The following is a 25,027-nucleotide window of genomic DNA, read 5'->3' as shown; positions in this document are numbered from 1 at the left end:
GTGGCCCCGCTCGAGGGGAGAGCGGAGCCACATCGGTTTGCGGGAACAAGTTCCCACAAGGAGGGAACGCAGCAGGCAGCAAGGGAGGAGGAGAAGCGCCCGCTGTGCTGAGCTGCATATAAGTCGCGCGCATCTGCTCAGCAAATGAGCAAACGACATGCGAGCCATGCGCTCGCCGCATGTAGATCGAGAATGGGTTTCACAATCAATGATTCATTGGGCGGCTGACCCATTTGTCGCACGATGTGGAAAACGGCGTCGTCAGCCCTGCTTTTCGAACTGCGCCAGCGCTTCGGCCAGGGTGCCCAGGTGCTCGATTTTGGCGTAGCGCGGCTCATTGATCGGCTCTTCGGCATGCTCGTAGGACCAGGTCAGGTCATGCGGCACATAGACCGCAAAGCTGCCGGCGGCGAGGGCGGGCAGGATGTCGGAGCGCAGGGAATTACCGACCATGACGGTGCGTTCGGCGCCATCGGTGTGGCGCTTGAAGATGCGGTCATAGGCGGCCGGGGTCTTATCGGCGACGATCTCGATGGCGGCGAAATATTCCGCCAGACCGGACGCGGCGAGTTTGCGCTCCTGATCGAATACATCGCCCTTGGTGATCAGGATGAGGCGGTGGGTCTGCTGCAGCTGGTCCAGGGCCTGGTCGACATAGGGCAGGGTTTCGATCGGATAGCTGAGCAATTCGCGGCCGGCGGCGAGGATCTCGGCGATGACGGTGCCGGGGACGCGGTGATCGGTGACGTCGAGCGCCGTTTCCACCATCGAGAGGGCAAAGCCCTTCATGCCGAAGCCATAAAAGGACAGGTTGCGCGTGACCGAGGCGATGAGGCGATCGTTAAGATCGGGCGCGTCGGTGTAGGGCGCAAGCAGGTCGGCAAAGCGTTGTTCGGTCAGGCGGAAGAACTGCTCGTTCTGCCAGAGGGTGTCGTCGGCATCGAGGGCAATGGTGGTGATGGACATGGTCGGCCCCGGTGGCACGCCCTCGTGGTTCGAGGCGCTGAAGGCGCGCACCTCACCATGAGGTCTACTTTGACTCAGATGCTGCAGTGGCCCTCGTGGTGAGGTGTGAGACTCTTGCGAGCCTCGCACCACGAGGGCGTAACGCCTGGTTAGATTAGAACGCCCACTCGCGGGCCTTTGCGACGAGGAAGTCGCGGAAGACGCCGACACGCTTGGAATTCTTGAGGGCCGGAGGATAGACAAAATAGGCTTCGTAGGCCGGGAGCTCTATTTCGGGGAGCACCTGGACCAGGCCGTCTTCCTGCTCGGTGACGTAATCGGGCAGCATGGCGATGCCGATGCCGGCGCGGGCGGCCTGCATCATGCCGTAGATGGCGTTGATCTTGAGGGCAGCGCGGCGCGGGCTGTTGTCCGACCGGCCCATGCGCTCGAGATAGTTGATGTCGCCCAGATAGGACGGCACCGGTTCGCCGAAGCTGATGATGCGGTGATTGTCCAGCTCGTCCGAGGTAGTGGGCATGCCATGCTCTTCGACATAGGCGTTCGAGGCATAGAAGTGGTTGTGGACGGTGAACAGCTTGCGCTGGATCATCTCCGACTGGTTCGGGCGGTGCAGGCGGATGGCCACGTCGGCCTCGCGCATCGCCAGGTCGAGCTCGGCGTCGTTGAGGCGGATTTCGAGCTGGATCAGCGGATAGAGCTTGAGGAATTCATCCAGGCGCGAGCTGAGCCAGGTGGAGCCGATACCCACGGTGGTGGTGACGATCAGCGGACCGGTGGGGACGTCCTGGCTTTCGGACATCTGGGTTTCCACCTGCTGGAGTTCCCAGTGCATGCGGTGGGCGGTGCGGAACAGCTGCTCGCCCACTTCGGTGAGCACAAGGCCACGGGCGTGGCGGATGAACAGCTTGAAGCCGAGATCATCCTCGAGCGCCGAAATCTGCCGACTGACGGCAGACTGACTCATGCCGAGCTTTTCGGCGGCATGAGTGAAACTGCCCGACTCGGCAGCGGTGTGGAAAATCCGAAGCTTGTCCCAGTCGAGCATTTTACGTGACGCTTTCTACTTATCGATCAGCCCGGGTGCGCAGACTTGCCTGCCATAGCGGCGGGCGCATGGCAGGAGTGGATATTTGTGAAGTATGGCTGGGACATGACGCCGGAACCTACTCCGCTGCTTCAGCGAGTTCGTGTTCAGCCAGGAAACGCTCGGCCTCGAGCGCAGCCATGCAGCCCATTCCGGCAGCGGTGATGGCCTGGCGATAGACGTCGTCCGTCACGTCGCCGGCCGCAAAGACGCCGGGGATATTGGTTTCGGTCGTGCCTGGCTTCACCTGCAGATAGCCGCCGGGCTTCATGTCGAGCTTGCCGGCAAAGATCGAGGTGGCCGGCGCGTGGCCAATGGCGATGAAGATGCCGTCGATGGCCTGCTCATAGGTACGGTTGGCCGCCAGGTCGCGCAGGGTCACGGTATTGACGGAAGGAGGCATGGCCGAGCCGCCGATATCGGCAATCTCGGTATTCCAGCGCACTTCGACCTTGGGATTCTTGAACAGGCGATCCTGCAGGATGCGTTCGGCGCGGAACTCGTCGCGGCGGTGCACCAGAATCACCTTGGAGGCGAAATTGGTGAGGAACAGGGCTTCTTCTACTGCGGTATTGCCGCCGCCGACCACGAGCACTTCCTTGTTGCGATAGAAGAAGCCGTCGCAGGTGGCGCAGGCGGACACGCCGAAGCCCTGGAACTTCTGCTCGTTGGGCAGGCCGAGCCACTTGGCCTGGGCGCCGGTCGCAATGATGATGCTGTCAGCCGTATAGATCTCGCCGCCGTCGCCGGTGAGGACGAAGGGGCGCTTGTCGAAATCGACATCGACGATGAGGTCGTTGACGATCCTGGTGCCGACATGTTCGGCCTGGGCCTTCATCTGCTCCATGAGCCAGGGGCCCTGAATGACGTCAGCAAAGCCGGGGTAGTTTTCGACATCGGTGGTGATGGTGAGCTGCCCGCCGGGCTGCAGACCCTGGATCATCACAGGTTCGAGCATGGCGCGTGCCGCATAGATGGCGGCAGTGTAGCCGGCAGGGCCTGAACCGATGATGATGACTTTCGCGTGCATCGCGACGCTCTCCAAAAATGCGAATACTCCCTCGACCACTAGTTAAGGGCCGAAGGAGTACTCTTTCAAGACAATCCGTTCGTTCGTTGGCAAGTGCCTGTGGAACAGACGGAAATGTTATCGCCCGCGCGGCAGGGGCCGCGCATGGGGGGCGTCAGACGTAGCGGATCTTGACGATCTCGTAGCTGCGCGAGCCGCCGGGTGCGGCAACCTCGAACGAATCGCCCTCGGACTTGCCAATCATGGCGCGCGCGATGGGCGAGGAAATGGAGATGCGGCCAGCCGAAGCGTCGGCCTCCGGATCGCCCACGACCTGATAGGTCTTTTCCTCTTCGGTATCTTCGTCGAGATAGGTGACGGTCGCGCCGAACTTCACGGACGACCCGCTCAGCTTGGTGACGTCGATGATATCGGCCAGCGCGAGGATGGTCTCGAGTTCCTTGATGCGGCCCTCATTGAGACTCTGCTGTTCCTTGGCGGCCGAATATTCGGCGTTTTCCGACAGGTCCCCATGGGCACGCGCTTCAGCGATGGCGTCGATGATGCGACGGCGCTCGTTCGCGGTGCGATGCTCAAATTCGACGGTAAGGGCCTTGTGGCCACCAACCGTCATTGGGATCTTGTCCATTTCGTCGCCTCCATTCGGCACGGCAGTTGAATAGGCTCATCCCCAGCCAAATCCCGTTCGGCGTGTGCTTCACGTATAGTTTTGAGGGGAGAACGGTCAAATTGCCCGGCTGCCGCGTTTCGGTCAAGCCGGTGCGGGTATCAAGATGGTCATGTCCACACAAGCATTCAAGTTTCGGACCCACATTCCGTTGAAAGGCCCGCTCATGAAGCTCTCAAGCAAGACTTTGGCTCCATTTCTGCTCACTGTGTTTGTTGCAGCACCCGTTTATGCGCAGACCGTGCCATCAAGTGCGGGCAACCTGACGGCGACGGTGCTGGCGGAAGGGCTCGATCATCCCTGGGCACTGGGGCTGCTGCCTGACGGGCGGTTTCTGGTGACGGAGCGGAGCGGAAGCCTGCGCGTGATCGCCGACGGGGTGGTGGGAGAGCCGATTGCCGGCACGCCCAATGTGTATCACGAGGGGCAGGGCGGGTTGCTCGACCTGGCGCTGGCGCCCGACTTCGCCACGAGCGGGCAGATCTACCTGACCTTTGCCGAGCGCGCCGAGGATGCGGGCCTGCAACGGGGGCAGGGCACGGCGGTGCTTTCGGCGCGGCTGGTGCTGGAAGGCAGTGGCGGGCGGCTGGAAGACCAGAAGGTCATCTTCCGCATGAACAATTTCACCAATACCAACAGGCACTTCGGCTCACGGGTGGTGGTCGGGCTCGATGGCAACCTGTTCGTGACGCTGGGTGATCGCGGCGACATGGAGCGTGCGCAGGATTTTGGCGACCTGGCGGGCGCGGTGGTGCGCATCGCGCCTGATGGCTCGGTGCCCGCCGACAATCACAAGCCCGAGGGCTGGGCGCCCGAGCTGTGGAGCAAGGGGCATCGCAACCCGCAGGGCGCGACGCTGCGGGCCGATGGCGCGCTGTTCACGGTGGAGCATGGTGCGCGCGGCGGTGACGAGCTGAACATGCCCAAGGCCGGCGGCAATTACGGCTGGCCGGTGATCACCTATGGGGTGGACTATTCGGGCGTGCGCATCGGGGAAGGCACCGAAAAGGCCGGGATGGAGCAGCCGCTGCATTACTGGGACCCCTCGATTTCGCCCTCGGGGCTCGATTTCTACGATGGCGAGCTGCTGCCGGGCTGGCAGGGCGACCTGCTGACCGGCGGATTGAGCGGGCAGGTTCCGGTGCGGCTTGACGTCGAGGGGGACACGATTGTCGGCGAGGAACGGCTGTTTGCCGGCGAACTGGGGCGCATCCGCGATGTGCGCGTCGGGGCGGACGGCGCGATCTATCTGCTGACCGATGAAGGCAATGGGCGGCTGATCCGGGTTGCGCCGGAGGCACCCGGAACCTGACAAGAGCACGGTGTCATCCCGGCCTTGAGCCGGGATCCATCTTGAGATCTCAGGATGGGCCCCGGCTCAAGGCCGGGGTGACCTGGTGGGTGGGAGAGAACGGCGCCTGATTGGGCTTGCTTCGGCTGGCCGCCCCGCCGACACTATAAGCGCAGAGAATCCGGAGACGCGTTGTGGCCGATACCAGCCATATTGTGGGGGGCGGCCCCAAGAAGGTGCTTTATACGCTGGCGACTGTCGCGCGGATGGGCGTGGGCAAGGCGGCCAAGGCGCTGACGGCCAAGAATGCCTGCAAGGCCTGTGCCTATGGCATGGGCGGCCAGCATGGCGGCATGACCAACGAACTCGATGAGTTTCCCTCGGTCTGCAACAAGAGCGTACAGGCACAATCGACCGATATCCAGCCGGCCATTCCCGTCGAGGTGTTTGAACACGATTTCGCCGACCTGCAAGAGCTGACCGGTCGCGAGATGGAGCATCTGGGGCGGCTTGGAACGCCGCTGTTCAAGGCAGCCGGAAGCGACCGCTACACGCCCGTCGACTGGGACTTTGCAATCGGCCATGCGAGCAAGAAGCTGGCCGCGACCGATCCGCGCCGGAGCTTTTTCTATTCGTCGGGGCGCTCGTCCAACGAGGCCGGGTTCATCTTCCAGTTGCTGGCGCGGGCCTTTGGCACCAACAACGTCAACAACTGCTCGTATTACTGCCATCAGGCGACCAGCGAGGGGCTGGCGACGACGATCGGCAAGGGCACGGCCAGTGTCGAACTGGAAGACCTGACCGGCACGGACATGATCTTCGTGATCGGCGCCAACCCATCATCGAACCACCCGCGCTTCATTCACATGCTGAAGAACTGCCGCGAGCGGGGCGGGGAGGTGATCGTCATCAATCCGGCCAAGGAGCCGGGGCTGGTGAAGTTCTCGGTGCCGAAATCGCCCAGTTCCATGCTCAAGGGCGGCAGCGAAATCGCATCCGACTATGTGCAGCCGCGCGTGGGCTCGGACATTGCCCTGCTCAAAGGCATCGCCAAGGCGGTGCTGGAGAAGGGGCTGGAGGACAAGGCGTTCATCGCGGCCCATACAAGCGGGTTTGCCGCGTTCAAGGCTGACCTTGAGGCAATGCGCTGGTTCGATATCGTCGAGGCCTGCGGCATCACCCAGCGCGAGATCGAGCATATTGCCAACCGCTACGGGCAGGCCGAGCGCGTGGTGTTCGCCTGGGGCATGGGGATGACCCACCACATTCACGGCGTGGCCAATGTGGAAGCCATCGCGAACCTGGCGACCCTGCGCGGCATGCTGGGCAAGCGCTTTGCGGGGCTGCTGCCCCTCCGTGGTCATTCCAATGTGCAGGGCATCGGCACAATCGGGGTGAAGCCAGTTCTGGCCAAGGATGTGCTGGAAAAGATGGAAGCCGCCTTTGGGGTCAAGTTCCCCGAAGAGCAGGGCTTTGACACCATGGCTTGCCTCAAGGCGGCCGAGGCGGGCGAGATCGACAGCGCCGTGATCATGGGCGGGAACCTGTGGGGCGCGACGCCGGACCGGGCTTTTGCCAGCCGCGCGATGGAAGCCATCGACTTCAAGCTTTTCCTGACCACCACGCTCAATCTGGGCCATGTGAACGGGCTTGGTGACGGCGAAGTGCTGGTGCTGCCGGTGACGGCGCGCGATGAGGAGTGGGAGCCCACCACCCAGGAATCGATGTTCAACTATGTGCGGCTGAGCGATGGCGGCATCCGGCGGCTGGACAATGTGCGACCGGAAAGCTGGATCCTGGGTGAAATCGGCCAGCGGGTGCTGCCAGGTTCGCCGATCGACTTCAAGGCGTTCAGCGGCCATTCCAGGGTACGCGAGGCCATTGCGGCTATCGTGCCCGGCATGGAGCAGCTTGCCGATATCGATGTGGCCAAGAAGGAGTTCCATATCCGGAACCGGCTGATGCACACGCCCGAATTCGGTACGCCCGATGGCAGGGCGCATTTCGTGGTGACGCCGATGCCCAAGCTGGAGCGCAAGCGGCTGAGCCTCGCGACGGTGCGCAGCGAAGGCCAGTTCAACACCATCATCTATGAGGACAAGGACAGCTATCGCGGTGGCGCGGGGCGGTTCGCGGTGTTCCTCAATGGGCAGGATATGGCGTCATTCGGCGTGGTCGAGGGGCAGTCGGTGACCGTGGCATCGGACACCGGGCGGATGACCGCCGTCGCCACGGCCTTCGACCTGCCGCGCGGCAGCGCGATGGCCTATTACCCCGAGGCCAACGTGCTGGTGGGCACCGAGGTTGACCCGCGCAGCAAGACGCCGGCGTTCAAGTCGGTGCCGGTGTGGATCGAGGCCTAGCAGCTGTTACTTCCGGCCCCCGTAAAAGTGGGGGCCTGCGCGCAAGGGATTGGCAATATTTCCTCTTTAGGCCTCGGTGACTATTTTTCCGAGGGGCTCATCGCATGCGCATTTTAGTATCTTCCCTGGCTTTGCTGGGCAGTTTGGCATCTCCGGCGCTGGCGCTCGCTGCCGGCCAGGACCTCACTGACCTGATCGCCCCGGTCGAGGCCATCGAGCTGACGCCGGGCGCCGAAGCGGGGGAGAAGGCCGGCGAATTCCGGTTCGTGCTATCCTTCGAGCCCGGCAACGGCGCCGAGGTCGGGCTGCTGCGCGACAAGTTCATGAAGGACGGCATCATTGCCGAGGTTCTGGACTCGCTCTCCGACCAGATCGCGCTTCCGGCGGATTTTCTGATCACCTTCAAGCAGTGTGACGCGATCAATGCCTGGTTCAGCCCCAGCGAACGCTCGATCACCTTCTGCTACGAACTGATCCAGCTCTACAATCATGGCTACGACCAAGTTGACGGCGATCTCGCCCATATGGTCGGCTGGGCCGATCAGAGCACCGTGCTGACCGGCACAACGCTGCATATTCTGCTGCACGAGATCGGCCACGCCATGGTCGAGATTTTCGACCTGCCCATCACCGGTCGCGAGGAAGACGCCGTCGATCAGTTTGCCACACTGACGCTGATCGCCCAGGATGAGGAAGACGAGCCCTTCGCGACCCGTCCGTCGCGCCTCGCCATGCTTGGCGCGGTCATGTTCAACGAGATCAGCACCCAGCCGGAAAACATCGATCGCAACAATTTCGCCGACGTGCACTCGCTCGGCCAGCAGCGCTATTACGACAATCTCTGCCTGCTGATTGGCGGCAATGAGGAGGTCTACCTGCCATTGATCGCGCCGGGCATGGCCATGGTCCATGCCACTTATCTTGCCGACACTGACAAGTTCGACCAGGATAAGCTGATGTCGTGGTTTGCCAAGACCGATGCGCTGAACCTGCTGCCCTATCAGCGTGTCTTCAACTGCAGCAGCGAATTCGCGCGCTACGATGCCAGCTGGGACTACCTGATCGACAATTTCATGCTGCGCCAGCCAGAGTGAGCGCAGCAGAATGAATGGAAACACCGCCCCGAAAGGGCGGTGTTTTGCGTTTCAGGCCTTAGGATAGCTCACATAGGCGAGGCGCTGGCTGTCGGGGGCCCAGGAATTGACGTTGATTGTGCCCTGGCCGCCGAACAGGCTGACAAACGTGCGCTGGTTGGAGCCATCCGGCGACATCAGGCGCAGCTGCACCGGCTTGTCGGGGGGATGGCCGAGCGTGCCCTGGGGATAGCTCAGGAACACCACCTGCGCGCCATCGGGCGAGAGGTGGGGGAACCAGTTGACGAGGCTGTCGAAGGTCAGCTGTTCGAGCTCGGCGCCGCTATCGGCGGCCATGCGGAAGATCTGCGCGTGGCCGGGGCGGCTCGCAGCCAGCTCGGAGTTGAAATAGATCCAGCGCCCGTCGGGCGAATATTCTGGCCCGTCATTGGGCACGGAAACGTCGGTCAGTCGTGTATCGGGCCCGCCCGCTGCGGGGATGGTGAAGACGTTGATGCGCCTGTTATCGCCGCGCCCCTCGACCGCGACATAGGCCAGCGTCAACCCGTCGGGCGAAATGCCGTGGAGGTAATAGTGGTGCGGGGTGACGTGCGTGTTGGAGACGCGGCGGGGCGCGCCGCCGATGAACGGCACGGCGTAGATGTGGCCGTCGTCGGAACTGACGTAGATGGTGCGGCCATCGGGCGAGAGAACGTGGTCGTTGTTGAGATTGTTGAGCAGGGCGGTATCGATCTGCTCGGGCCCGGTCGAACCATCGGCGGCAATCCGGTAGATGAGGCCCCCCGCATTGAACACCAGCCAGCGTCCGTCGGGCGTCCAGTTCGGCGCTTCAATCACCTCATTGGCGGTCAGCACCACGCGGGTTTTTCCGGCGAGGTCGATGACGGTCAGTTGGGCGCGCTGTCCGGGCGCGAGCGAGCGGCCGCGGCGAGGAAATGCAAAGCTCATGATGGGCACCAGAGTGGGAATTCGCGGCCAGCCTAGCGCAGGAATTTGCGCAGGGCCAGCGCGGCGGGGCTGGTGAGGCTTTGCGCCGCGATGCAGAATAAATCCATGAAAACGCTGGCTGAATTGATTCGAGATCTGGGTGCGGTCGCGGGCGAACTGGCGGTGGGCCCATGCGCCATCGCGCTGGGCGGTTCGCATGCCAAGGGCGTCGCCGATGCCCAATCGGACATCGACATCTATGTGTTTGCCGAGAGCTGGCTGCCCGATGCCGAGCGCACGGCCAAACTACAGACGCTCATGCCCGATGCGGTCGAGGCGCGCAGCTGGTCGGCGATGCCCGAGCAGGGCGGCACCGATTTTTCTATTGGTGGCACCGAGGTCGAAATCTGGTTCCGCCAGCTGGGGCCAATTGCCGGGATCATCGAGCGGAGCGTCGCGGGCGAGGCCGTCCGGCGCTATGTGACCTGGACCCCGAATGGCTATAGCGAGCACTGCGCGCTGGCCGACCTGACATCACTCAAGGTGATCGCCGATCCCCATGCGCTGCTGACGCCGTTGCTGGATCGCATCGCGGTCTATCCGCCGGCCTTGCGGGCCACCCTGATCCGCCAGGGGCTGGCCAGCGCCGCGTTCTGGCGTGACAATTTCCATCTGGAAACGGCGCTGGCACGCGCCGATGGCTACTACCTGCAGTCGATCGCCCACCAGATCGTCACCGACTTGATCCAGGCGCTGTTTGCCGTCAATCGCGTGCATTTCCCCGGCGACAAGAAGATGGCGACCCACATTGGCAAGCTCTCTGCGGTGCCGGAGTGGTTCACGGAGCGGGCCGATGCCGTGCTCAGCGGAAATGGCGCGCGTGGTCAGGCGGCATGGCGTGCCCGGTTCGCCGAGCTTTATGCCCTGGCCGATGAGGTTGGTGCGCTGGCCGAGGCGTAAGGCTCAGTCTTCACCCATCGCGATGGACACGAGGAAGCCTTCGTTGCTGCCTTGATCGAGGGTGACGCGCGTTATCCTGTCGCCCGTGAGCTTCGACTCGTGGACCATGCCGTCCGACGCGATCACCATGGTCGCGACGGCGTGGTTATTGGCATCGAAACCACGCACCCGCACGGCGTCGGCGCCGCAAATCACCTTGAGCAGAACCGCCCCCGTGGTCGCGGGGAGGGCGATTTCGAGGCCCGAGTGATGGAAGCTCAGGCCACGCGCATTGGTGGGCGTGGTGTGGATGGTGAGCGGATGGGACGAGGAAAAGCCGAATCCGCCGAGGGTAAAGCTGGTGGCGGGCGGGGTGATGGTGGTGGGGCCGGTAAAGTCTGCTGCAAGGCGCATGAACTGTTCCTCCAACACTTTCAATATTCTTAGCGCAAGGCCCGCTGCGACGCCATCGGCACGGTGGAGGATACCTCCTGCCGCATTGCCTAGAAGGTAGGCTTGGCCTACATGAGGGGCCAATCTCCATTCTTTTTGTCTTCTGACGAGGTTTCAGGCCTATGGCCCGCCAGTTCATCTACCACATGCACGGAATGTCCAAATCCTATGCCGGCGGCAAGAAGGTTCTGGATAACATTCACCTCAGCTTCTACCCTGACGCCAAGATCGGCGTTCTGGGCCCGAACGGCTCGGGTAAGTCCACCCTGCTCAAGATCATGGCCGGCATTGACACCGAGTTCCAGGGCGAAGCCTGGGCCGACAAGGGCGCCCGCGTCGGCTACCTGTCGCAGGAGCCCGAGCTGGATCCGGCGCTGAACGTGCTCGGCAACGTTATGACCGGCGTCGCTGAAAAGAAGGCCATTGTCGATCGCTACAACGAGCTGATGATGGAATACTCGGACGAGACCGCCGACGAAGCGGCCAAGCTGCAGGACCGCATCGACGCCGAAAATCTGTGGGATCTGGAAAGCCAGGTCGAAGTGGCCATGGAAGCGCTGGGCTGCCCGCCGGGCGATGCCGACGTGACCAAGCTCTCGGGTGGTGAACGACGCCGCGTGGCGCTGTGCGCCCTGCTGCTCTCCAAGCCCGACCTGCTGCTGCTCGACGAACCGACCAACCACCTCGACGCTGAAACCACCGCGTGGCTGGAACGCCACCTGCGTGAGTTCGAAGGCGCCGTGCTGATCATCACCCACGACCGCTACTTCCTCGACAACGTCACCGGCTGGATCCTCGAGCTCGATCGTGGCCGCGGCGTTGCCTATGAAGGCAATTACTCGGCCTATCTCGGTGCCAAGGCCAAGCGCTTTGCCCAGGAAAAGAGCGAAGACGCAGCGCGCGCCAAGGTGCTCGAGCGCGAAAAGGAATGGATGGGCCAGAGCCCCCAGGCGCGCCAGACCAAGTCCAAGGCCCGTCTCAAGGCCTATGACGAACTGGTCAAGATCAACGACGCGCGTACGCAGTCGCACACCGCCCAGATCATCATTCCGCCCGGCGAGCGCCTGGGCCACAACGTGATCGACGTTGAAGGCCTGTCCAAGTCCTTCGGCGATCGCCTGCTGATCGACAACCTGAGCTTCAAGCTGCCCCCGGGCGGCATTGTTGGCATCATCGGGCCGAACGGCGCGGGCAAGACCACGCTGTTCAAGATGCTGACCGGCCAGGAAAAGCCGGACGCCGGCACCGTGACCGTGGCCGAGAACGTCAACCTCGGCTATGTCGACCAGAGCCGCGACACGCTCAATCCGAACAAGACTGTCTGGGAAGAAATCTCGGAAGGCGACGAAGTGCTGATGCTGGGCAAGCGCGAAATGAACTCGCGCGCCTATACCTCCACCTTCAACTTCAAGGGTGGCGACCAGCAGCAGAAGGTCGGCAACCTGTCGGGTGGTCAGCGTAACCGCGTGCATCTGGCCAAGATGCTCAAGAGCGGCAGCAACGTGCTACTCCTCGACGAACCGACCAACGACCTCGACACCGAAACCCTTGCAGCTCTTGAAGAAGCGCTGGAAGAATTCGCCGGCTGCGCAGTGATCATCAGCCACGATCGCATGTTCCTCGATCGCCTGGCGACCCACATGCTGGCCTTCGAAGGCGACAGTCACGTGGAATGGTTCGAAGGCAACTTCGCCGACTACGAGGCCGACAAGATCCGCCGCCTCGGCGCCGACGCGGTGAACCCGAAGCGCGCGACCTACAAGCCGCTGACGCGCTAACAGACTGCCACACTATCGAGGCGCTCCACATGTGGGGCGCCTCTTTTGCGTGGAAACCATGCGCTCGCTCGGATAGTGCGGGCGGCAATAAAGTGTGCAACACACTGAATCGGGTTTGGATGGGGCGGCCGGTCGGCTCGCCCCAGGCATTGGTGGGAAAATGAGACTTCTGACGGCGACCCTGATCTGGGGCGCAATGGTGACGCTGGCGCAGGCCACTCCGGCGCAATGCACGGTCACCGATTATGGCCAGTTTGATTGCGATGTGGCGCTCGATGGCGGTGGGCTGACATTCAATTTGCCCGATGGCCGTACATTCGCCTTCACCCTGACCGAAAAGGATCGGGGCGTGGCCTTTCTCATCGAAGCCGATGCCAAGCCGGGCCAGCCGCCGCAGGAACTGCATGAATTCAAGGCCGTGGACGGAAAGGCTGGCTGCTGGGCCCGCAATGACGCATACGAGTTCTGCGTCCTCGTCGCGCAATAGGCTGGGACGCCGGCGTCGAGCACAGTTCGACCCGCACAATGATCTCGAATTGGAGTAAGTCGCGTGGTTGGCGAAGCGTTTACGGTCGAAGTCGGTCAGGCCACCCTTGCGGGGCGGCAGATCGGCGAGGGGCTGCCGGTGGTGTTTCTGCATGCCGGCGTGTGCGACAAGCGCATGTGGGAAAGCCAGATGGCCGAAGCCGCCGAAGAGGGCTGGCACACCATCGCCTATGATCGGCGCGGCTATGGCGAGACCCAGAGCGCCGATGAAGCGTTCAGCCATGTCGACGATCTCGAAGCTGTACTCCAGGCGCTGGATATCCATGCAGCGGTGTTTGTCGGTTGCTCGATGGGCGGTGGCCTCGCGATCGATTTCGCGCTGCGCCATCCGGGCCGGGTGATCGGGCTGGTGCTGATTGGCACCTCGGTGACGGGAGCGCCATGGAGCGCCACCAATGCCGAGCAGCAGATCGAGGCGGCCGAGGAAGACGCCTATGAGCGGGGCGACCTCGACATGCTCAACCGCGTGCAAGCGCATGAATGGCTCGACGGGCCGCGCGCGCAGAGCGGCCGGGTCGGCGGCGCGGTGCGCGAGCTGTTTCTCGACATGAACAGCATTGCGCTGAGCAAGCCTGAGCTGACCCAGATCGAACAGCAGCCCGATGCCTGGCGGCGGGTGAGCGAGATCAACGCCCCGACGATGCTGCTGGTGGGCGACGAGGATTTCACCGCGCTGATCGACCGGCATGATCACCTGTCCGAGGAAATGCCGAACGCATTTGCGGCGGTTCTGGAAGGCGTGGCGCATATTCCGAGCATCGAGCGGCCGGACCTGGTCAACTCGATGTTGCTCGAGTTTCTTGATGCCATCGCCGGTGATGACGATGAGGAATTTGACGAGGATTCAGAGGACTAGCAGCAAGAGCGGCGGCGGGGGCGCGCACCGATTCAAGCGCCTGACATGCCGATTCAAATGCTTGAGAGGCCGATTCAACCCATTGCGGGATTGAATCGGCCTCTTGCGTTAGTGACCTGAATTTATTCGGTTTTCGGCGTTCTAGACGCTGAGGATGCCGTCGAGGTGCTGGGTGACCTGTGCCGTGGGCACATTGGTGAGGTCTTTGTTCAACTCGGCCATGACGGCCTTCTTCAACGACGGGGACATGGCCTTGCGGATGTCGCCAAGCGCGATGGGCGCGGCGGCAATCACCAGGCGGTCGAAGGCACCGCTCTGCTGCTTGCGGTCGAGGACTGCGGCAAGCGATTTGACGAACTCAGTCTCGCGATGCTGCACCGGATCGGTCTTGGGTTCCATCGAACCCTGGCCGTGGCTGCCCGATGAGTAGTGCCGTCCGGGCCGGTCGGTGACGATGTCCTGCGCCTGCAGTGGTTCGATGGCCCAATCGAGACCATCCACCTGCTTGAGCCCTTTGCCCGGGCCGCAATTTTCGAGGACGCGCGCTTGCGCGCCGTCGGCGATCAAAACCCAGGTGACGGTCTTTTTCATGATGTGCTCCTGCTGGTGATGGTCGTTTGGTGGGAGCGCCCGGTCGGGCACACGTGATCAACGCCCATGCTTCAAAAAGGTTGGCTCCATCCATCAGCTTTACAAGGCGGGCGGATCACAAACTCTGATTGGCCGTGGCGATGGAGCGCTGCTATCAGAGGGGCTTAAGGCGTCCTGCGGGATGCGGAGAGTACCATGTCCCTTCCTGAATCGGCTCCCGAAGCCATCGCGCCGCCCATGGCCGTCCCGGTGGATGCAGCCGCGACCGACGTGCGTAATGGCGTGCTGGCGGCGCTGGCCGCCTATCTGCTGTGGGGCTTCCTGCCGCTGCTGTTCAAGCTGGTGGAGAGTGCCGGTTCGGTCCTGATTGTCGCCGAGCGGACCGTGTGGTCGCTGGTGCTGCTGGCCGTGATCCTGGCGATGACGGGCGGGTTCGGCGAAGTGCGGGCGCTGTTCGCCGACCGCCGACGGGCGCTGGGCACGCTGCTGTCTGCGGTGCTGCTGGCGGGCAATTGGCTGCTTTATGTGTGGGCAGTGGAAACCGGGCAGGTGCTGGAAGCCAGCTTTGGCTATTTCATCAACCCGCTGATCAACGTGCTGATGGGCATGGTGCTGCTGGGCGAACGCCAGAACCGGCTGCAGACTATCTCGATCTTGATCGCCACAGTGGCGATTGTCATTCAGGCCGTGGCGCTGGGCACGGTGCCGTTCATCGCACTGGGGCTGGCCCTGTCATTCGGCTTCTACGGCTATTTCCGAAGACGGCGCAGCTTGGGCCGGCCTCGGGCCTGTTTGCCGAAACGGCGATGCTGACGCCGGCGGCGCTGGCGTTCATCGGCTACTCGCTCATCACCACGGGCCCGGGCGTACACGCGGACCCCTATCTGATGATGTGGCTGGTACTGACCGGCCCGGCGACGGCCATTCCGCTGCTGCTCTTTGCCTATGCCGTGCGCCGGTTGCGGCTGACGACGATCGGCATGTTCCAGTATCTGGCGCCCTCTATCCAGTTCCTACTGGCGGTCTTCCTGTTTGGTGAACACCTCAATGGCCTACGCCTGCTCAGCTTTGCGCTGATCTGGGTGTCGCTCGTCGTGTTTACCTATGACAGCTTCCGCCAGCGCAGCCGCCGCGCAACGGCCTAGACGCCGCGCGTCTGGCGGATCAGGTCGGCCATGGTCTGGAAGGTTTTGGCGAAGGGCGTCGCCTGGCGCCAGACCAGCGATAGCAGACGCCCGGCGCCGGGCGCGGCCAGCGAGTGAATGGCAATGCGCGGGTCGGTCGCTTCCTTGCGGAGCGCAATCTGGGGCAGCAGCGTGACGCCTTGACCATTGGCGACGAATTCCACAATGGTGGACAGCGACGTGGCAGCAAAGGTGCGGCCACCGGGATCGCTGTCGAGACGGCAGGCGGCAATGGTCTGGTCTCGGAAGCAGTGGCCCTCATCGAGCAGCAGGATGCGCTCGGGCGCCAGAGCGGCAAGGGACACTGGCCCATCTGTCGGCTCATCGCGGCTGGTGGCGAGTACGAAGGGGTCCTCGAAGAGCGGGCGGCTTTCGAGTTTCGGTCCATGCTCGGGCGCGACCGTGCCGATCAGCGCGACATCGAGGCTGCCGTCGAGCAGGCCGGCAATCAGCGCTTCGGTGCGGTTTTCGCTGACGGTGAAATCGAGGCCGGGCAGGCCGCTTGTCAGCGCGGGGAAAATCTCGGGCAGGAGATAGGGCGCCACCGTGGGGATCAGTCCGAAGCGGATGGCGCGCTCGGGTTGGCCGGCATGACCCTGCGCGAAGGCGTCCAGGGCCTCGGCGCTTTCGAGCACGAGGCGGGCGCGGGCGATGAGTTCGGCGCCGAACGGGGTAGGGCGCACGCCGCCCTTGAGGCGGTCGAACAGGGGAATGCCACACAGCTCTTCGATGGCGTGGATCTGCTGGCTAAGGGCGGGCTGGCTGATGTTGCACGCGATAGCGGCACGACCGAAATGGCCGGTTTCGGCAACGGCGGCGGCATAGCGCATCTGCTTGAGCGAAATTATCATGATAGGCGCAGCTTATCATAACCAGAGGATCAATCAATTTGCCTAATCGCTCGAGAAGGGGCAGAAGGGGGCAATCCAGTTTAGAATCGTTAAAGGGATCAAGAATTGTCCGACAATCCTAGAATGACCACCACGGGCGGTGCCCCGATCTCCGACAACCAGAATTCCGAAACCGCTGGTCCGCGCGGCCCCGTGCTGCTGCAGGACTACCAGCTGATCGAAAAGATGGCCCACCACAACCGCGAGCGCATTCCTGAGCGCATCGTGCACGCCAAGGGCTGGGGCGCATTCGGTGAACTCCACATCACCGAAGACCTGTCCAAATACACCATCGCCAAGGTGCTGCAGAAGGGCAAGGTTACCCCGATGCTGGCCCGTTTCTCGACCGTTGCGGGCGAGCAGGGTGCGGCCGACCATGAGCGCGACGTTCGTGGCTTTGCGCTGAAGTTCTACACCGAAGAAGGCAACTGGGACCTGGTTGGCAACAACACTCCGGTGTTCTTCATCCGTGATCCGATGAAGTTTGCGGACTTCATCCATACCCAGAAGCGTCACCCGCGCACCAACCTGCGCTCGGCAACCGCGATGTGGGATTACTGGTCGCTGTCGCCCGAGGCGCTGCACCAGGTGACCATCCTGATGTCGGATCGTGGCCTGCCGGTCACCCCGATGAACATGAACGGCTACGGCTCGCACACCTATTCGTTCTGGAACGCCAATGGTGAACGCTTCTGGGTGAAGTTCCACTTCAAGACCCAGCAGGGCCACAAGTTCTATACGAACGCCGAAGGCGAGCAGGTCATCGGCAAGACCCGCGAAGGCTACCAGGAAGCGCTGTTTGGCGGCATCGAGAAGGGCGAGTTCCCGCGCTGGAACGTGCAGATCCAGATCATGCCCGAGCTGGACGCTGACAAGACCCCGTATGACCCGTTCGACCTGACCAAGGTCTGGCCGCATGCGGACTATCCGGTGATCGACGTCGGTTACTTCGAGCTGAACCGCAACGCCGACAACTATTTCGCCGAAATCGAGCAGGCAGCGTTCTCGCCGTCCAACAAGGTTCCGGGCATCGGCTATTCGCCGGACCGCGTGCTGCAGGGGCGCCTGTTCGCCTATGCCGACGCGCACCGTCACCGCATTGGCACCCACTATGAAGCACTGCCGGTCAACGCACCGAAGTGCCCGGTTCGCAGCTACGTCAAGGACGGCGCGATGAACTTCTTCGGTGGCATCCAGACCGGCAATCCGGACGTGTATTACGAGCCGAACTCGATCGCCGGTGCGCCGGTGGAAGATCCTTTGGTCAAAGAGCCGCCGCTGCGTATCGTGGGTGATGCCGGCCGCTTCAGCCACCGCGAAGGCAACGACGACTATGTGCAGCCGCGTGCGCTGTTCAACCTGTTCGACGATGCCCAGAAGGGTCGCCTGTTCTCCAATATCGCTGCGGCGATGGGTGGCGTTCCCCAGCATATCGTCGAGCGTCAGCTCGGCCACTTCGAGAAGATCCACCCCGATTACGCCGCTGGCGTGCGGGCGGCCCTGGCGAAAAACCTCGCTGCAGACACGATCTCGCAGCAGGAAAAGTCTGCCGCAGCCGAATAGGATTTTTGTCTCTTAACCATCTGCGCCGGGCCTTCGGGTCCGGCGCTTTTTTTTGCTCGCGCGCATCGATAAGATTTGTATCAAATACACTTCCTGGCTTTCAGCACCCGCAAGCAGGTGTCTGTGCATCGTCAGGGTCCAAAGTTGCGGCAGAAGCCGGGAGTATACGCGAATGAGCGAGCTTGATCTGAGCCAGCGGGCGTTTTCGAGTTTTCGCGTGCTCAATGGTGATGACAATCACTCCGAGCGCGAGCAGCTGTTCCGCAACATGGCGCAGCTGTTCAGCTATGTTTCCGACCGATGCGACGACGACCAGGTTGCCCAATATGACGAGGTTCTGTGCCAGCTGGCCGAGCTCGTCGAAGTCGAGGCCCGTGCCCATGTCGCCAAGCTGCTGGCCCCGCTTGAGCGGGCGCCCGGTACGGTGGTGGTCAAACTGGCCAATGACGACATCGAGGTCGCCAAGCCACTGCTCGAATTCTCGAGCGTCCTGTCCGACGACGACCTGATCGACATTATCGGTCGCCAGAGCGAAGAGCACCGCATCGCCATTGCCAGCCGCGCCAATGTGGCCGAGCGGGTGGGCGAGGCGATTGTCGAGCACGGGGCCAAGCCCTCCGTGGTGCGTCTCGTGCGCAATAGCTCGGCCGAATTCGATAAGGCGACGCTGGAAAAGCTGGTGGAACGCGCCAGCCGCGACGCTGAGATTGCTGCCGACCTGCGCAACCGCCCGGAGATCGACTGGAAGTCGCTGCGCGGCGAGATCGACTCGGTGGCCAGCAAGGTGCTGGAGACGCTGGGTCAGGTGAACCGGGGCATCGACCCGGTTGCGGCCGGCAAGGTCAACGCCGTCGTCTACAATCGCATGCGCAACCGCGCCGGTTTCTCGGCGACCGAATGGAAGGTCGCCTACAACCAGGTCAAGGCGCTGAGCGATCGCAAGCAGCTCGACGACCGGGCGCTGGCGCGCTTTGCTCGCTTTGGTTACGGCCACCACGCCGCCGCCGCGCTGACAGTGATCTTGCAGATCGGGCCTGAGGTCTTCGTGAAATGGCTAGCCGGCCAGGACTATGTGGCGATCACCGTCGCGCTCAAGGCCGCCGGGCTGACACCGGACCTGTTCGAGGCCATCGTGGCCACGCTGCCCTGGCGCGACCTGCCGAGCGAAGGCGACAAGCTGATGGTGCTCAGCCGCTTCGAGGCCATCGACAAGGACGAGGCTGTGGGCATTTTCGAGCTCTGGCGCGCCCATTCCTTCCGCAAGCGCGCTGTCACCGAAGAGCGGGACTCGGTCAACGCCTGATTGCTTGCAGACAGGGCAGTGCTGTGGGAAGAGACGGTCGTCCCGTGCCGGGACGATCTATCAGAGCGCCTTGATCCATGTCCCTGCCCACTATCGCAACCTTCTGGCATGGCCCGATAAGCTGGCTTGAACAGCTGTCGGCGATTTCCTTCATGCGGCAGGGTCATCGCGTCGAAATCTATAGCTATGATCCCATCGCCGACCTGCCGGCGGGCGCCGTGGCGTGCGATGCCGCAGAAATCCTGCCGCGGGAAGCGCTGGTTTTCTACAAGGATCGCGGCACGCCGGGTGTGTTTTCCGACTATTTCCGCGCCAGCCTGATGGCCGCCGAGAAGGGAATCTGGGCCGACCTTGATATGATCTGCCTGCGGCCGCTGGTGGGGCTGCCCGATTACATTCTGGGCTATGAGCGTCCGGGGTCGGTCAATGGCGCGGTGCTGCGACTGCCGGCCGGATCGGCGCTATTGCGCGCCATGCTCGACATCTTCGAGAACAAGGACCGGCCGCTGTTGGAGCCGCATCTGTCGCCCCTGCGGCGCTTCGAGGTGGCCGCCAAGCGCCTCATCGGCATCCACGTTCCGCCCGAGCATATGCAGTATGGCGCCACGGGACCGGCAGCGCTGACCTATCACACGCAACGCCTCGGGATCGGGCAGATCCAGCCGCAGGATGTGTTCTATCCCGTGCCCTATGAGAAGGTCAGCAGCCTGATGCAGGCAGGCAGTTCGCTCGAGCCATATGTGACCGAACGGACCCTGGCCGTGCATGTGTGGCGCAGCCAGATGACCCGGCGCGGCCGCGCGGACATGCCTTTGCCGGAGCCCGGCAGCGCAATGGCGAAGCTGTGCGAAACAATGGGCCTGCAAGCCAGCTAAGCCCCGCGCAAGAATCGACTGGACCTCGCTAGAAATCGAGATATAAAGACATCTTTATGTCTCGCGAGGTTCCATGGCTGAACTCGATCACTTGGTAGGTGTGCTCAAGGCGGCGGGTGAAGGTACCCGGCTGCGCCTGTTGGCGCTGCTCGCCGATGGCGATCATTCGGTCAAGGATCTGACGGAGATCCTCAAGCAGAGCCAGCCGCGTGTGTCGCGGCATCTCAAGCTGCTCGCCGATGCGGGACTGATCGAGCGCAATGCCGAAGGCGCCTGGGCCTATTACGGGCTTGCCGCCGAGGGAGATGGCGCAGCGCTGGCGCAGTGGCTGATCGAGCGGGTCGATGATGTCGATCCCGAGCGCCGCCGCGATATCGAGCGCCAGCAGGCGGTTCGCGCCGGGCAGCAGGCGCAGGCCAGCGAATATTTTGACAAGGTGGCAGGCAGTTGGAACCTGCTGCGGACCCTGCATGTGCCCGAAGAGGCCGTCGAGGCCGCGGTGGTCGAGGAACTGGGCGACCGCAAGGTCGATACGCTGATTGATCTGGGCACCGGCACCGGGCGCATGCTCGAGGTCCTGGCGGGCACCTACAAGCGCGGCATCGGCATCGACTCGAGCCGTGAAATGCTGGCAGTGGCGCGATCGCGCCTGGCGAGTTCGGGCATTGCCCACGCGCAGGTGCGGCTGGGCGATATCGGCGATGTCGATCTCACCGCCGGGCCCGCCGATGTGATCGTGATCCATCAGGTGCTGCACTATTTCGACGATCCCGGTCGAATGCTGGCCCATGCCCGGCGGCTGCTGAAGCCGGGCGGGGAGATGATCATCGTGGATTTCGCGCCCCACGATCTCGAATTTCTGCGCAGCGCGCATGCCCACCGCCGGTTGGGCCTGTCGCAGGCGCAAATGAATGGCTGGGCCGCCGCGGCGAACCTCACGGTGACTGCCGTGCGCGAATTCCCCAGCAACAATGACGAAGGTGGGCTGACGGTTTGCCTGTGGCGCCTCAGCGACAAGACTTGAACGGAATAGACCAATGATCGACGACAACATTCGCGCCAGCCGCAAGACTGCAGACCAGCGATCGCCGCTAGAGATTTCCTTCGAGTTCTTTCCGCCCAAGACCGACGTCATGGAAGAAAAGTTCTGGGACACCATGCACAAGCTGGCGCCGCTGCGTCCGCGTTTCGTCTCGGTGACCTATGGCGCCGGCGGCACGACCCGTGAGCGCACGCTGCGCATGGTGAGCCGCGTCAAGGCCGAGACGGGCGTCGATGCCGCCGCGCACCTGACCTGTGTCGGTGCATCGCGCGACGAGGTTGATGCCGTGGTGCGCGGCTATCAGGAAGCCGGCGTGAGCCGCATCGTGGCCGTGCGCGGCGATCCGCCGGAAGGCGTCGGCCACCCGTTCACGCCCCATCCAGAGGGCTATCGCAATGCGATCGAGTTGGTCGAGGGCATCCGCCGCATCGGCGACTTCGATATCTCGGTGTCGGCCTATCCCGAGCGGCACCCGCAGAGCCCAAGCTGGGAAAACGAGATCGACAATCTCAAACGCAAGATCGACGCCGGGGCTACCCGCGCGCTGACGCAGATGTTCTTCTCCAATGCCGATTATCTGCGGTATCTGGAGCGGGCGCGTGCGGCGGGCATTACCGCGCCCATCGTGCCGGGCATCCAGCCGATCCACAGCTTCAAGCAGATTTCGAACTTCGCCAGCCGGTGCGGGACGTCGATCCCGGCCTGGCTTGCCGAGCGGTTCGACGGGCTCGACGAGGATCCGGAAACTCACGCGCTGGTTGCATCGGCCGTTGCGGCCGAGCAGGTGACGGAACTGCTCGACGAGGGCGTCACCGAGTTCCACATCTATACCCACAACCGCTCGCCGTTGGCGCTGGCGCTGGGGCGGATCCTGGGGTTGCGGCCGGAGGCGTGATCGCCCGTTGCCCGATTTTAACCATCTGTTCACCATGTTCTGGTGCCATCAGCATCCCGGCCCACATGGCCGGGAGCTGAAATAGCTCATTCAGCTTCGGTTCAGCTTGCCCGTTGCATTGCAGGACCATTGGAATTGCCCCTACGGGGCCGAGCATATCGGGACGTGAACCATGCAGATCGACCGCCGCATTCTCAATGGCCTCGCCTGGGCAGGTGTTGCGCTCGTTGTCGGCGTGCCTCTTGCCGACTACGTATCCGGCAAGTTTGGCGATGAGGCGCCCCAGGTCGCAGTGATCGAGCCTGCAGCGCGGGCGCCGGTCACGCCGCCTCCCGAAGCGACCGAGACGGCTGTTGTCGCGCCGGCCAAGCCTGCTGCTGATCCCGTCAGCACGCCGCAGGCGCAGACCGCCGATGTGGTCGACAAGTTCGTGCAGGGCGGCCGGCCGCTTCCCAGCTATATCAGCGGTGGCGATGCACCCGCCGCGCCGGCGCAGACCGCAACCACGCCCACGCGTCCGGTGATCACCACGACCCCCGCGCCTGTTGTGACTGACCCGGTGCAGGTAGCGGCGATCCCCAAGGTGGCGCCGATACCCATGCCGCTGTCGATGCGTCCAATGCCGGTTGCCATTGTGCCGCCCCCGGCGGTGGTGGTGCCGCCGCAGCAGGCAGTTGTGGTGCCGCCGCAGCAGGCGGTTGTTGTGCCCGGCGGCAATGTGACCGCTGAAGATCTCGAAGACTGGGAAAGCGGTCCGCTTTCGGAATTCCTCGCCGCGCGCGAGCGCCAGACGAGTTCGGACTACCAGCAGGGCGGGTTCTTTCTTGATGAAGCCCCCACGCGCCCGCGCCAGCGCGACCGGGTGATCGGGCCGAGCAACGAGAGCTTCTACCCGTTCCTGAACTGATCGCGGTGCCGGGAACTTTTCGACACTAGCTGCATCCAATGGGTAGCGCGGGACAGATCGCCCCGCCGCCAACCTGGAGATGCAAAATGAAGTTGATTGGCCTTGCCGGCCTGATGCTGGCTGCGATGGTTGTGCCGGTGCTGGCGCATGACGTTCCCGCCGATATCGCCAAGTCTCCCCCGGCCGCTCCCTTTGCCGCTGTCAGTGGCCTTGTGAAGCTGCCCGACTTCCTGCCGGGCATGGGGCAGTTGTTCGTCGATCCCGCGACGCTCCCGGCCGGCCCGTTCCTGGCCTATGACCATGATGGGGCGCTGGTCAGCACGATCTACATGCTGCCCATGTCCAAGCTCAATGCCGAAAACAGCTTCGATAACCTGGCGGCGCCGGGCGGCGATGTCGATCATGTCGACGTCTATTACAATGCAGGCCATCCCGGCGTCGAAGAGCCCCATATCCATGTGGTGCTGTGGCATGTGCCCGTCGCCGATGAAGCCAAAGTGGCCGAGTGATGGTTACGCGGCGCATCATTCTGGGGGCGGCAGCGGCCGCCCTCATCGTTGGGCCCAGGCTGGTGTGGGCAGCCGACCGGGTCGAGATCGCCATGAGCGGACGGCCTGATGGCTCTCATGTCTGGTTCGATCCGGTTGGCCTTCTGGTGGCGCCGGGAACGACGATCCGCTGGACCAATACCGACAAGGGCAATTCCCACACGGCAACGGCCTATCACCCAACGCTCTATGGGCGGCAGGCCAGAATTCCCGAGGGCGCCGAGCCCTGGGACTCGGACTACCTGCTGCCAGGCGAGAGCTTCGAAGTGACTCTGTCCGTGGCCGGGGTGTATGATTTTTACTGCGTGCCGCATGAGCATGCGGGCATGGTTGGCAGGATCATCGTCGGCGAACCGACGGGCGAGCCTTACCCCGATGTCGAGGTGGATGCCAAACTGACCGGGCTGCCCGACGTGGCGCTGGCCAACCTGCCCAAGGTCGATGCGATCATGGCGGCAGGGCAGGTGAGGATGGAGTGAGCGATGATGCTCGACAATATGCCTGCCGCCGCCACCGCAGATGCCACCAGCGAAGCCCTACTGGTGGGCCGGGCGCGGCGGGGTGACGAGGCGGCGATCCGCACCCTGATCAAGGCCAACAATCAACGCTTGTTCCGGGTGGCGCGGGGCGTGCTGCGTGACGATGCCGAGGCAGAGGATGTGGTGCAGGCGAGCTATGTCTCTGCCTTCACTCGGCTCGACGGCTTTCGCGAGGATGCCCGGTTTTCGACCTGGATCACCCGGATCGCGCTCAATGATGCCCTCAGCCGGGTGCGGCGACGGCGACCGCAGGCCGAACTGGAAGCCATCGATACAGCCATGGAAGCCGATGCCGGCTGGTCGGCCCGCTTCCCGATTTCCCTTATGCCATTGGCCGCCGACAGTGAGGTCAGCAGGACCGAAATGCGCAATCTGATCGAAGCTGCCATCGATACCTTGCCCGAGGCGTTTCGCGTCGTTTTCGTGCTGCGGGACGTCGAGGGGATGACTTTGGCCGAGATTGCCGAACACCTTGACGTGAAGGTGGAGACGGTAAAAACGCGGCTGCATCGGGCCCGCGGGCAGTTGCGGCGGATCATTGAAGCGCGGGTAGAGGGTTCGTTTGCCGAGGCTTTTCCGTTCGACGGCAAGCGGTGCGACACCATGGCGGACAAGGTCGTGGCCGCATTGACGCGTAGCGGCCATGTGCGCGCAGCGGTGGACCCGGCGAAGGGCAACAGCTAAACTTCGGGC

26 protein-coding genes are annotated in these 25,027 nt (G+C 63.2%); 18 read left to right on the top strand and 8 right to left on the bottom strand.

What is annotated here, in order from left to right; all coding sequences use genetic code 11:
- Nucleotides 1–261: 261 nt before the first annotated feature.
- The 4 genes from ACZ5WT_RS00290 to greA all read right to left on the bottom strand — a co-directional run bounded on the left by ACZ5WT_RS00290 (nucleotide 262) and on the right by greA (nucleotide 3,711).
- Nucleotides 262–966 (bottom strand): HAD family hydrolase, encoded by a 705-nt coding sequence (locus ACZ5WT_RS00290; RefSeq protein WP_464285389.1) that lies wholly within the window; start codon nucleotides 964–966, stop codon nucleotides 262–264.
- A gap of 154 nt (nucleotides 967–1,120) precedes the next feature.
- Nucleotides 1,121–2,014, bottom strand: coding sequence for a LysR family transcriptional regulator (locus ACZ5WT_RS00285; RefSeq protein WP_464285388.1), 894 nt, complete (start codon nucleotides 2,012–2,014; stop codon nucleotides 1,121–1,123).
- A gap of 118 nt (nucleotides 2,015–2,132) precedes the next feature.
- Nucleotides 2,133–3,083, bottom strand: a complete 951-nt coding sequence (gene trxB / locus ACZ5WT_RS00280) for a thioredoxin-disulfide reductase (RefSeq protein ID WP_464285387.1) — start codon at nucleotides 3,081–3,083, stop codon at nucleotides 2,133–2,135.
- Nucleotides 3,084–3,237: 154 nt separating this feature from the next.
- Nucleotides 3,238–3,711 (bottom strand): transcription elongation factor GreA, encoded by a 474-nt coding sequence (gene greA, locus ACZ5WT_RS00275; protein ID WP_464285386.1) that lies wholly within the window; start codon nucleotides 3,709–3,711, stop codon nucleotides 3,238–3,240.
- A gap of 205 nt (nucleotides 3,712–3,916) precedes the next feature.
- Here greA and ACZ5WT_RS00270 point away from each other — a divergent pair, with 205 nt between their 5' ends.
- From ACZ5WT_RS00270 to ACZ5WT_RS00260, 3 genes are all read left to right on the top strand, one after another.
- Nucleotides 3,917–5,062 carry a PQQ-dependent sugar dehydrogenase gene (locus ACZ5WT_RS00270; protein ID WP_464285384.1) on the top strand — a complete coding sequence of 382 codons (1,146 nt, stop codon included), beginning with the start codon at nucleotides 3,917–3,919 and terminating at the stop codon, nucleotides 5,060–5,062.
- Between the two features lie 173 nt (nucleotides 5,063–5,235).
- The gene (locus ACZ5WT_RS00265; RefSeq protein WP_464285383.1) at nucleotides 5,236–7,404 is read left to right on the top strand and encodes an FdhF/YdeP family oxidoreductase; all 2,169 of its coding nucleotides are present in this window, start codon (nucleotides 5,236–5,238) and stop codon (nucleotides 7,402–7,404) included.
- Between the two features lie 104 nt (nucleotides 7,405–7,508).
- Nucleotides 7,509–8,498: a DUF4344 domain-containing metallopeptidase gene (locus ACZ5WT_RS00260; protein WP_464285382.1), complete on the top strand. Its 990-nt coding sequence runs from the start codon at nucleotides 7,509–7,511 to the stop codon at nucleotides 8,496–8,498.
- Between the two features lie 51 nt (nucleotides 8,499–8,549).
- Here the strand turns inward: ACZ5WT_RS00260 and ACZ5WT_RS00255 are convergent, their stop codons facing one another.
- On the bottom strand, nucleotides 8,550–9,446 hold the full coding sequence (locus tag ACZ5WT_RS00255; RefSeq protein ID WP_464285381.1) for a TolB family protein: 897 nt from the start codon (nucleotides 9,444–9,446) through the stop codon (nucleotides 8,550–8,552).
- Nucleotides 9,447–9,551: 105 nt separating this feature from the next.
- Between ACZ5WT_RS00255 and ACZ5WT_RS00250 the strand changes: the two genes are divergently transcribed.
- Complete coding sequence (locus tag ACZ5WT_RS00250; protein WP_464285380.1) at nucleotides 9,552–10,385, top strand: nucleotidyltransferase domain-containing protein; 834 nt, start codon at nucleotides 9,552–9,554, stop codon at nucleotides 10,383–10,385.
- Nucleotides 10,386–10,388: 3 nt separating this feature from the next.
- Here ACZ5WT_RS00250 and ACZ5WT_RS00245 read toward each other — a convergent pair whose 3' ends face one another.
- Nucleotides 10,389–10,778, bottom strand: a complete 390-nt coding sequence (locus ACZ5WT_RS00245) for a hypothetical protein (protein ID WP_464285379.1) — start codon at nucleotides 10,776–10,778, stop codon at nucleotides 10,389–10,391.
- Between the two features lie 161 nt (nucleotides 10,779–10,939).
- On the opposite strand from ACZ5WT_RS00245, the gene ettA reads away from it, so the two are divergent.
- From ettA to ACZ5WT_RS00230, 3 genes are all read left to right on the top strand, one after another.
- Entirely contained in the window at nucleotides 10,940–12,595 is a 1,656-nt protein-coding gene (ettA, locus tag ACZ5WT_RS00240) for an energy-dependent translational throttle protein EttA (protein ID WP_464285378.1), read from the top strand.
- A gap of 160 nt (nucleotides 12,596–12,755) precedes the next feature.
- Nucleotides 12,756–13,082 carry a hypothetical protein gene (locus ACZ5WT_RS00235; RefSeq protein WP_464285377.1) on the top strand — a complete coding sequence of 109 codons (327 nt, stop codon included), beginning with the start codon at nucleotides 12,756–12,758 and terminating at the stop codon, nucleotides 13,080–13,082.
- Nucleotides 13,083–13,145: 63 nt separating this feature from the next.
- Nucleotides 13,146–13,997, top strand: a complete 852-nt coding sequence (locus ACZ5WT_RS00230; RefSeq protein WP_464285376.1) for an alpha/beta fold hydrolase — start codon at nucleotides 13,146–13,148, stop codon at nucleotides 13,995–13,997.
- Nucleotides 13,998–14,138: 141 nt separating this feature from the next.
- Here ACZ5WT_RS00230 and ACZ5WT_RS00225 read toward each other — a convergent pair whose 3' ends face one another.
- Nucleotides 14,139–14,588, bottom strand: a complete 450-nt coding sequence (locus ACZ5WT_RS00225; RefSeq protein WP_464285375.1) for a host attachment protein — start codon at nucleotides 14,586–14,588, stop codon at nucleotides 14,139–14,141.
- Between the two features lie 195 nt (nucleotides 14,589–14,783).
- Between ACZ5WT_RS00225 and rarD the strand changes: the two genes are divergently transcribed.
- Nucleotides 14,784–15,401, top strand: coding sequence for an EamA family transporter RarD (rarD, locus tag ACZ5WT_RS00220; protein ID WP_464285374.1), 618 nt, complete (start codon nucleotides 14,784–14,786; stop codon nucleotides 15,399–15,401).
- The gene (locus ACZ5WT_RS00215) at nucleotides 15,395–15,733 is read left to right on the top strand and encodes an EamA family transporter (protein ID WP_464285373.1); all 339 of its coding nucleotides are present in this window, start codon (nucleotides 15,395–15,397) and stop codon (nucleotides 15,731–15,733) included. Before rarD ends, ACZ5WT_RS00215 begins: the two co-directional genes overlap by 7 nt.
- Here the strand turns inward: ACZ5WT_RS00215 and ACZ5WT_RS00210 are convergent.
- Entirely contained in the window at nucleotides 15,730–16,623 is an 894-nt protein-coding gene (locus ACZ5WT_RS00210) for a LysR substrate-binding domain-containing protein (protein ID WP_464285372.1), read from the bottom strand. The genes ACZ5WT_RS00215 and ACZ5WT_RS00210 overlap by 4 nt on opposite strands.
- 123 nt (nucleotides 16,624–16,746) lie before the next feature.
- Between ACZ5WT_RS00210 and ACZ5WT_RS00205 the strand changes: the two genes are divergently transcribed.
- The 9 genes from ACZ5WT_RS00205 to ACZ5WT_RS00165 all read left to right on the top strand — a co-directional run bounded on the left by ACZ5WT_RS00205 (nucleotide 16,747) and on the right by ACZ5WT_RS00165 (nucleotide 25,018).
- On the top strand, nucleotides 16,747–18,225 hold the full coding sequence (locus ACZ5WT_RS00205; RefSeq protein WP_464285371.1) for a catalase: 1,479 nt from the start codon (nucleotides 16,747–16,749) through the stop codon (nucleotides 18,223–18,225).
- Nucleotides 18,226–18,397: 172 nt separating this feature from the next.
- Nucleotides 18,398–19,528, top strand: coding sequence for a DUF2336 domain-containing protein (locus ACZ5WT_RS00200; protein ID WP_464285370.1), 1,131 nt, complete (start codon nucleotides 18,398–18,400; stop codon nucleotides 19,526–19,528).
- A 77-nt stretch (nucleotides 19,529–19,605) separates the two neighbouring features.
- Nucleotides 19,606–20,403 (top strand): hypothetical protein, encoded by a 798-nt coding sequence (locus ACZ5WT_RS00195; RefSeq protein WP_464285369.1) that lies wholly within the window; start codon nucleotides 19,606–19,608, stop codon nucleotides 20,401–20,403.
- Between the two features lie 73 nt (nucleotides 20,404–20,476).
- On the top strand, nucleotides 20,477–21,427 hold the full coding sequence (locus ACZ5WT_RS00190) for an ArsR/SmtB family transcription factor (protein WP_464285368.1): 951 nt from the start codon (nucleotides 20,477–20,479) through the stop codon (nucleotides 21,425–21,427).
- Between the two features lie 13 nt (nucleotides 21,428–21,440).
- Nucleotides 21,441–22,340 (top strand): methylenetetrahydrofolate reductase [NAD(P)H], encoded by a 900-nt coding sequence (metF, locus tag ACZ5WT_RS00185; RefSeq protein ID WP_464285367.1) that lies wholly within the window; start codon nucleotides 21,441–21,443, stop codon nucleotides 22,338–22,340.
- 172 nt (nucleotides 22,341–22,512) lie between these two features.
- Nucleotides 22,513–23,247, top strand: coding sequence for a hypothetical protein (locus tag ACZ5WT_RS00180; protein ID WP_464285366.1), 735 nt, complete (start codon nucleotides 22,513–22,515; stop codon nucleotides 23,245–23,247).
- 86 nt (nucleotides 23,248–23,333) lie between these two features.
- On the top strand, nucleotides 23,334–23,756 hold the full coding sequence (locus ACZ5WT_RS00175) for a DUF5602 domain-containing protein (protein WP_464285365.1): 423 nt from the start codon (nucleotides 23,334–23,336) through the stop codon (nucleotides 23,754–23,756).
- Entirely contained in the window at nucleotides 23,756–24,274 is a 519-nt protein-coding gene (locus ACZ5WT_RS00170) for a plastocyanin/azurin family copper-binding protein (protein ID WP_464285364.1), read from the top strand. Before ACZ5WT_RS00175 ends, ACZ5WT_RS00170 begins: the two co-directional genes overlap by 1 nt.
- 3 nt (nucleotides 24,275–24,277) lie before the next feature.
- On the top strand, nucleotides 24,278–25,018 hold the full coding sequence (locus ACZ5WT_RS00165; protein WP_464285363.1) for an RNA polymerase sigma factor: 741 nt from the start codon (nucleotides 24,278–24,280) through the stop codon (nucleotides 25,016–25,018).
- Nucleotides 25,019–25,027 lie beyond the last annotated feature (9 nt).

The sequence above is a fragment of the Devosia sp. T2-14 genome (assembly GCF_055397495.1).
This window is presented reverse-complemented; position numbering and strand designations above follow the sequence as displayed.

Excerpts from the sequence above, each read along its gene's own strand:
- greA (WP_464285386.1), bottom strand. The coding sequence starts at position 3,711 with ATGGACAAGATCCCAATGACGGTTGGTGGCCACAAGGCCCTTACCGTC.
- ACZ5WT_RS00195 (WP_464285369.1), top strand. The coding sequence starts at position 19,606 with ATGTCCCTGCCCACTATCGCAACCTTCTGGCATGGCCCGATAAGCTGG.
- rarD (WP_464285374.1), top strand. The coding sequence starts at position 14,784 with ATGTCCCTTCCTGAATCGGCTCCCGAAGCCATCGCGCCGCCCATGGCC.
- ACZ5WT_RS00170 (WP_464285364.1), top strand. The coding sequence starts at position 23,756 with ATGGTTACGCGGCGCATCATTCTGGGGGCGGCAGCGGCCGCCCTCATC.
- ACZ5WT_RS00205 (WP_464285371.1), top strand. The coding sequence starts at position 16,747 with ATGACCACCACGGGCGGTGCCCCGATCTCCGACAACCAGAATTCCGAA.
- ettA (WP_464285378.1), top strand. The coding sequence starts at position 10,940 with ATGGCCCGCCAGTTCATCTACCACATGCACGGAATGTCCAAATCCTAT.
- metF (WP_464285367.1), top strand. The coding sequence starts at position 21,441 with ATGATCGACGACAACATTCGCGCCAGCCGCAAGACTGCAGACCAGCGA.
- ACZ5WT_RS00165 (WP_464285363.1), top strand. The coding sequence starts at position 24,278 with ATGATGCTCGACAATATGCCTGCCGCCGCCACCGCAGATGCCACCAGC.
- ACZ5WT_RS00200 (WP_464285370.1), top strand. The coding sequence starts at position 18,398 with ATGAGCGAGCTTGATCTGAGCCAGCGGGCGTTTTCGAGTTTTCGCGTG.
- ACZ5WT_RS00225 (WP_464285375.1), bottom strand. The coding sequence starts at position 14,588 with ATGAAAAAGACCGTCACCTGGGTTTTGATCGCCGACGGCGCGCAAGCG.
- ACZ5WT_RS00270 (WP_464285384.1), top strand. The coding sequence starts at position 3,917 with ATGAAGCTCTCAAGCAAGACTTTGGCTCCATTTCTGCTCACTGTGTTT.
- ACZ5WT_RS00235 (WP_464285377.1), top strand. The coding sequence starts at position 12,756 with ATGAGACTTCTGACGGCGACCCTGATCTGGGGCGCAATGGTGACGCTG.
- ACZ5WT_RS00210 (WP_464285372.1), bottom strand. The coding sequence starts at position 16,623 with ATGATAATTTCGCTCAAGCAGATGCGCTATGCCGCCGCCGTTGCCGAA.
- ACZ5WT_RS00285 (WP_464285388.1), bottom strand. The coding sequence starts at position 2,014 with ATGCTCGACTGGGACAAGCTTCGGATTTTCCACACCGCTGCCGAGTCG.
- ACZ5WT_RS00290 (WP_464285389.1), bottom strand. The coding sequence starts at position 966 with ATGTCCATCACCACCATTGCCCTCGATGCCGACGACACCCTCTGGCAG.
- ACZ5WT_RS00180 (WP_464285366.1), top strand. The coding sequence starts at position 22,513 with ATGCAGATCGACCGCCGCATTCTCAATGGCCTCGCCTGGGCAGGTGTT.
- ACZ5WT_RS00260 (WP_464285382.1), top strand. The coding sequence starts at position 7,509 with ATGCGCATTTTAGTATCTTCCCTGGCTTTGCTGGGCAGTTTGGCATCT.
- ACZ5WT_RS00245 (WP_464285379.1), bottom strand. The coding sequence starts at position 10,778 with ATGCGCCTTGCAGCAGACTTTACCGGCCCCACCACCATCACCCCGCCC.
- ACZ5WT_RS00215 (WP_464285373.1), top strand. The coding sequence starts at position 15,395 with ATGCTGACGCCGGCGGCGCTGGCGTTCATCGGCTACTCGCTCATCACC.
- ACZ5WT_RS00190 (WP_464285368.1), top strand. The coding sequence starts at position 20,477 with ATGGCTGAACTCGATCACTTGGTAGGTGTGCTCAAGGCGGCGGGTGAA.
- trxB (WP_464285387.1), bottom strand. The coding sequence starts at position 3,083 with ATGCACGCGAAAGTCATCATCATCGGTTCAGGCCCTGCCGGCTACACT.
- ACZ5WT_RS00250 (WP_464285380.1), top strand. The coding sequence starts at position 9,552 with ATGAAAACGCTGGCTGAATTGATTCGAGATCTGGGTGCGGTCGCGGGC.
- ACZ5WT_RS00175 (WP_464285365.1), top strand. The coding sequence starts at position 23,334 with ATGAAGTTGATTGGCCTTGCCGGCCTGATGCTGGCTGCGATGGTTGTG.
- ACZ5WT_RS00255 (WP_464285381.1), bottom strand. The coding sequence starts at position 9,446 with ATGAGCTTTGCATTTCCTCGCCGCGGCCGCTCGCTCGCGCCCGGACAG.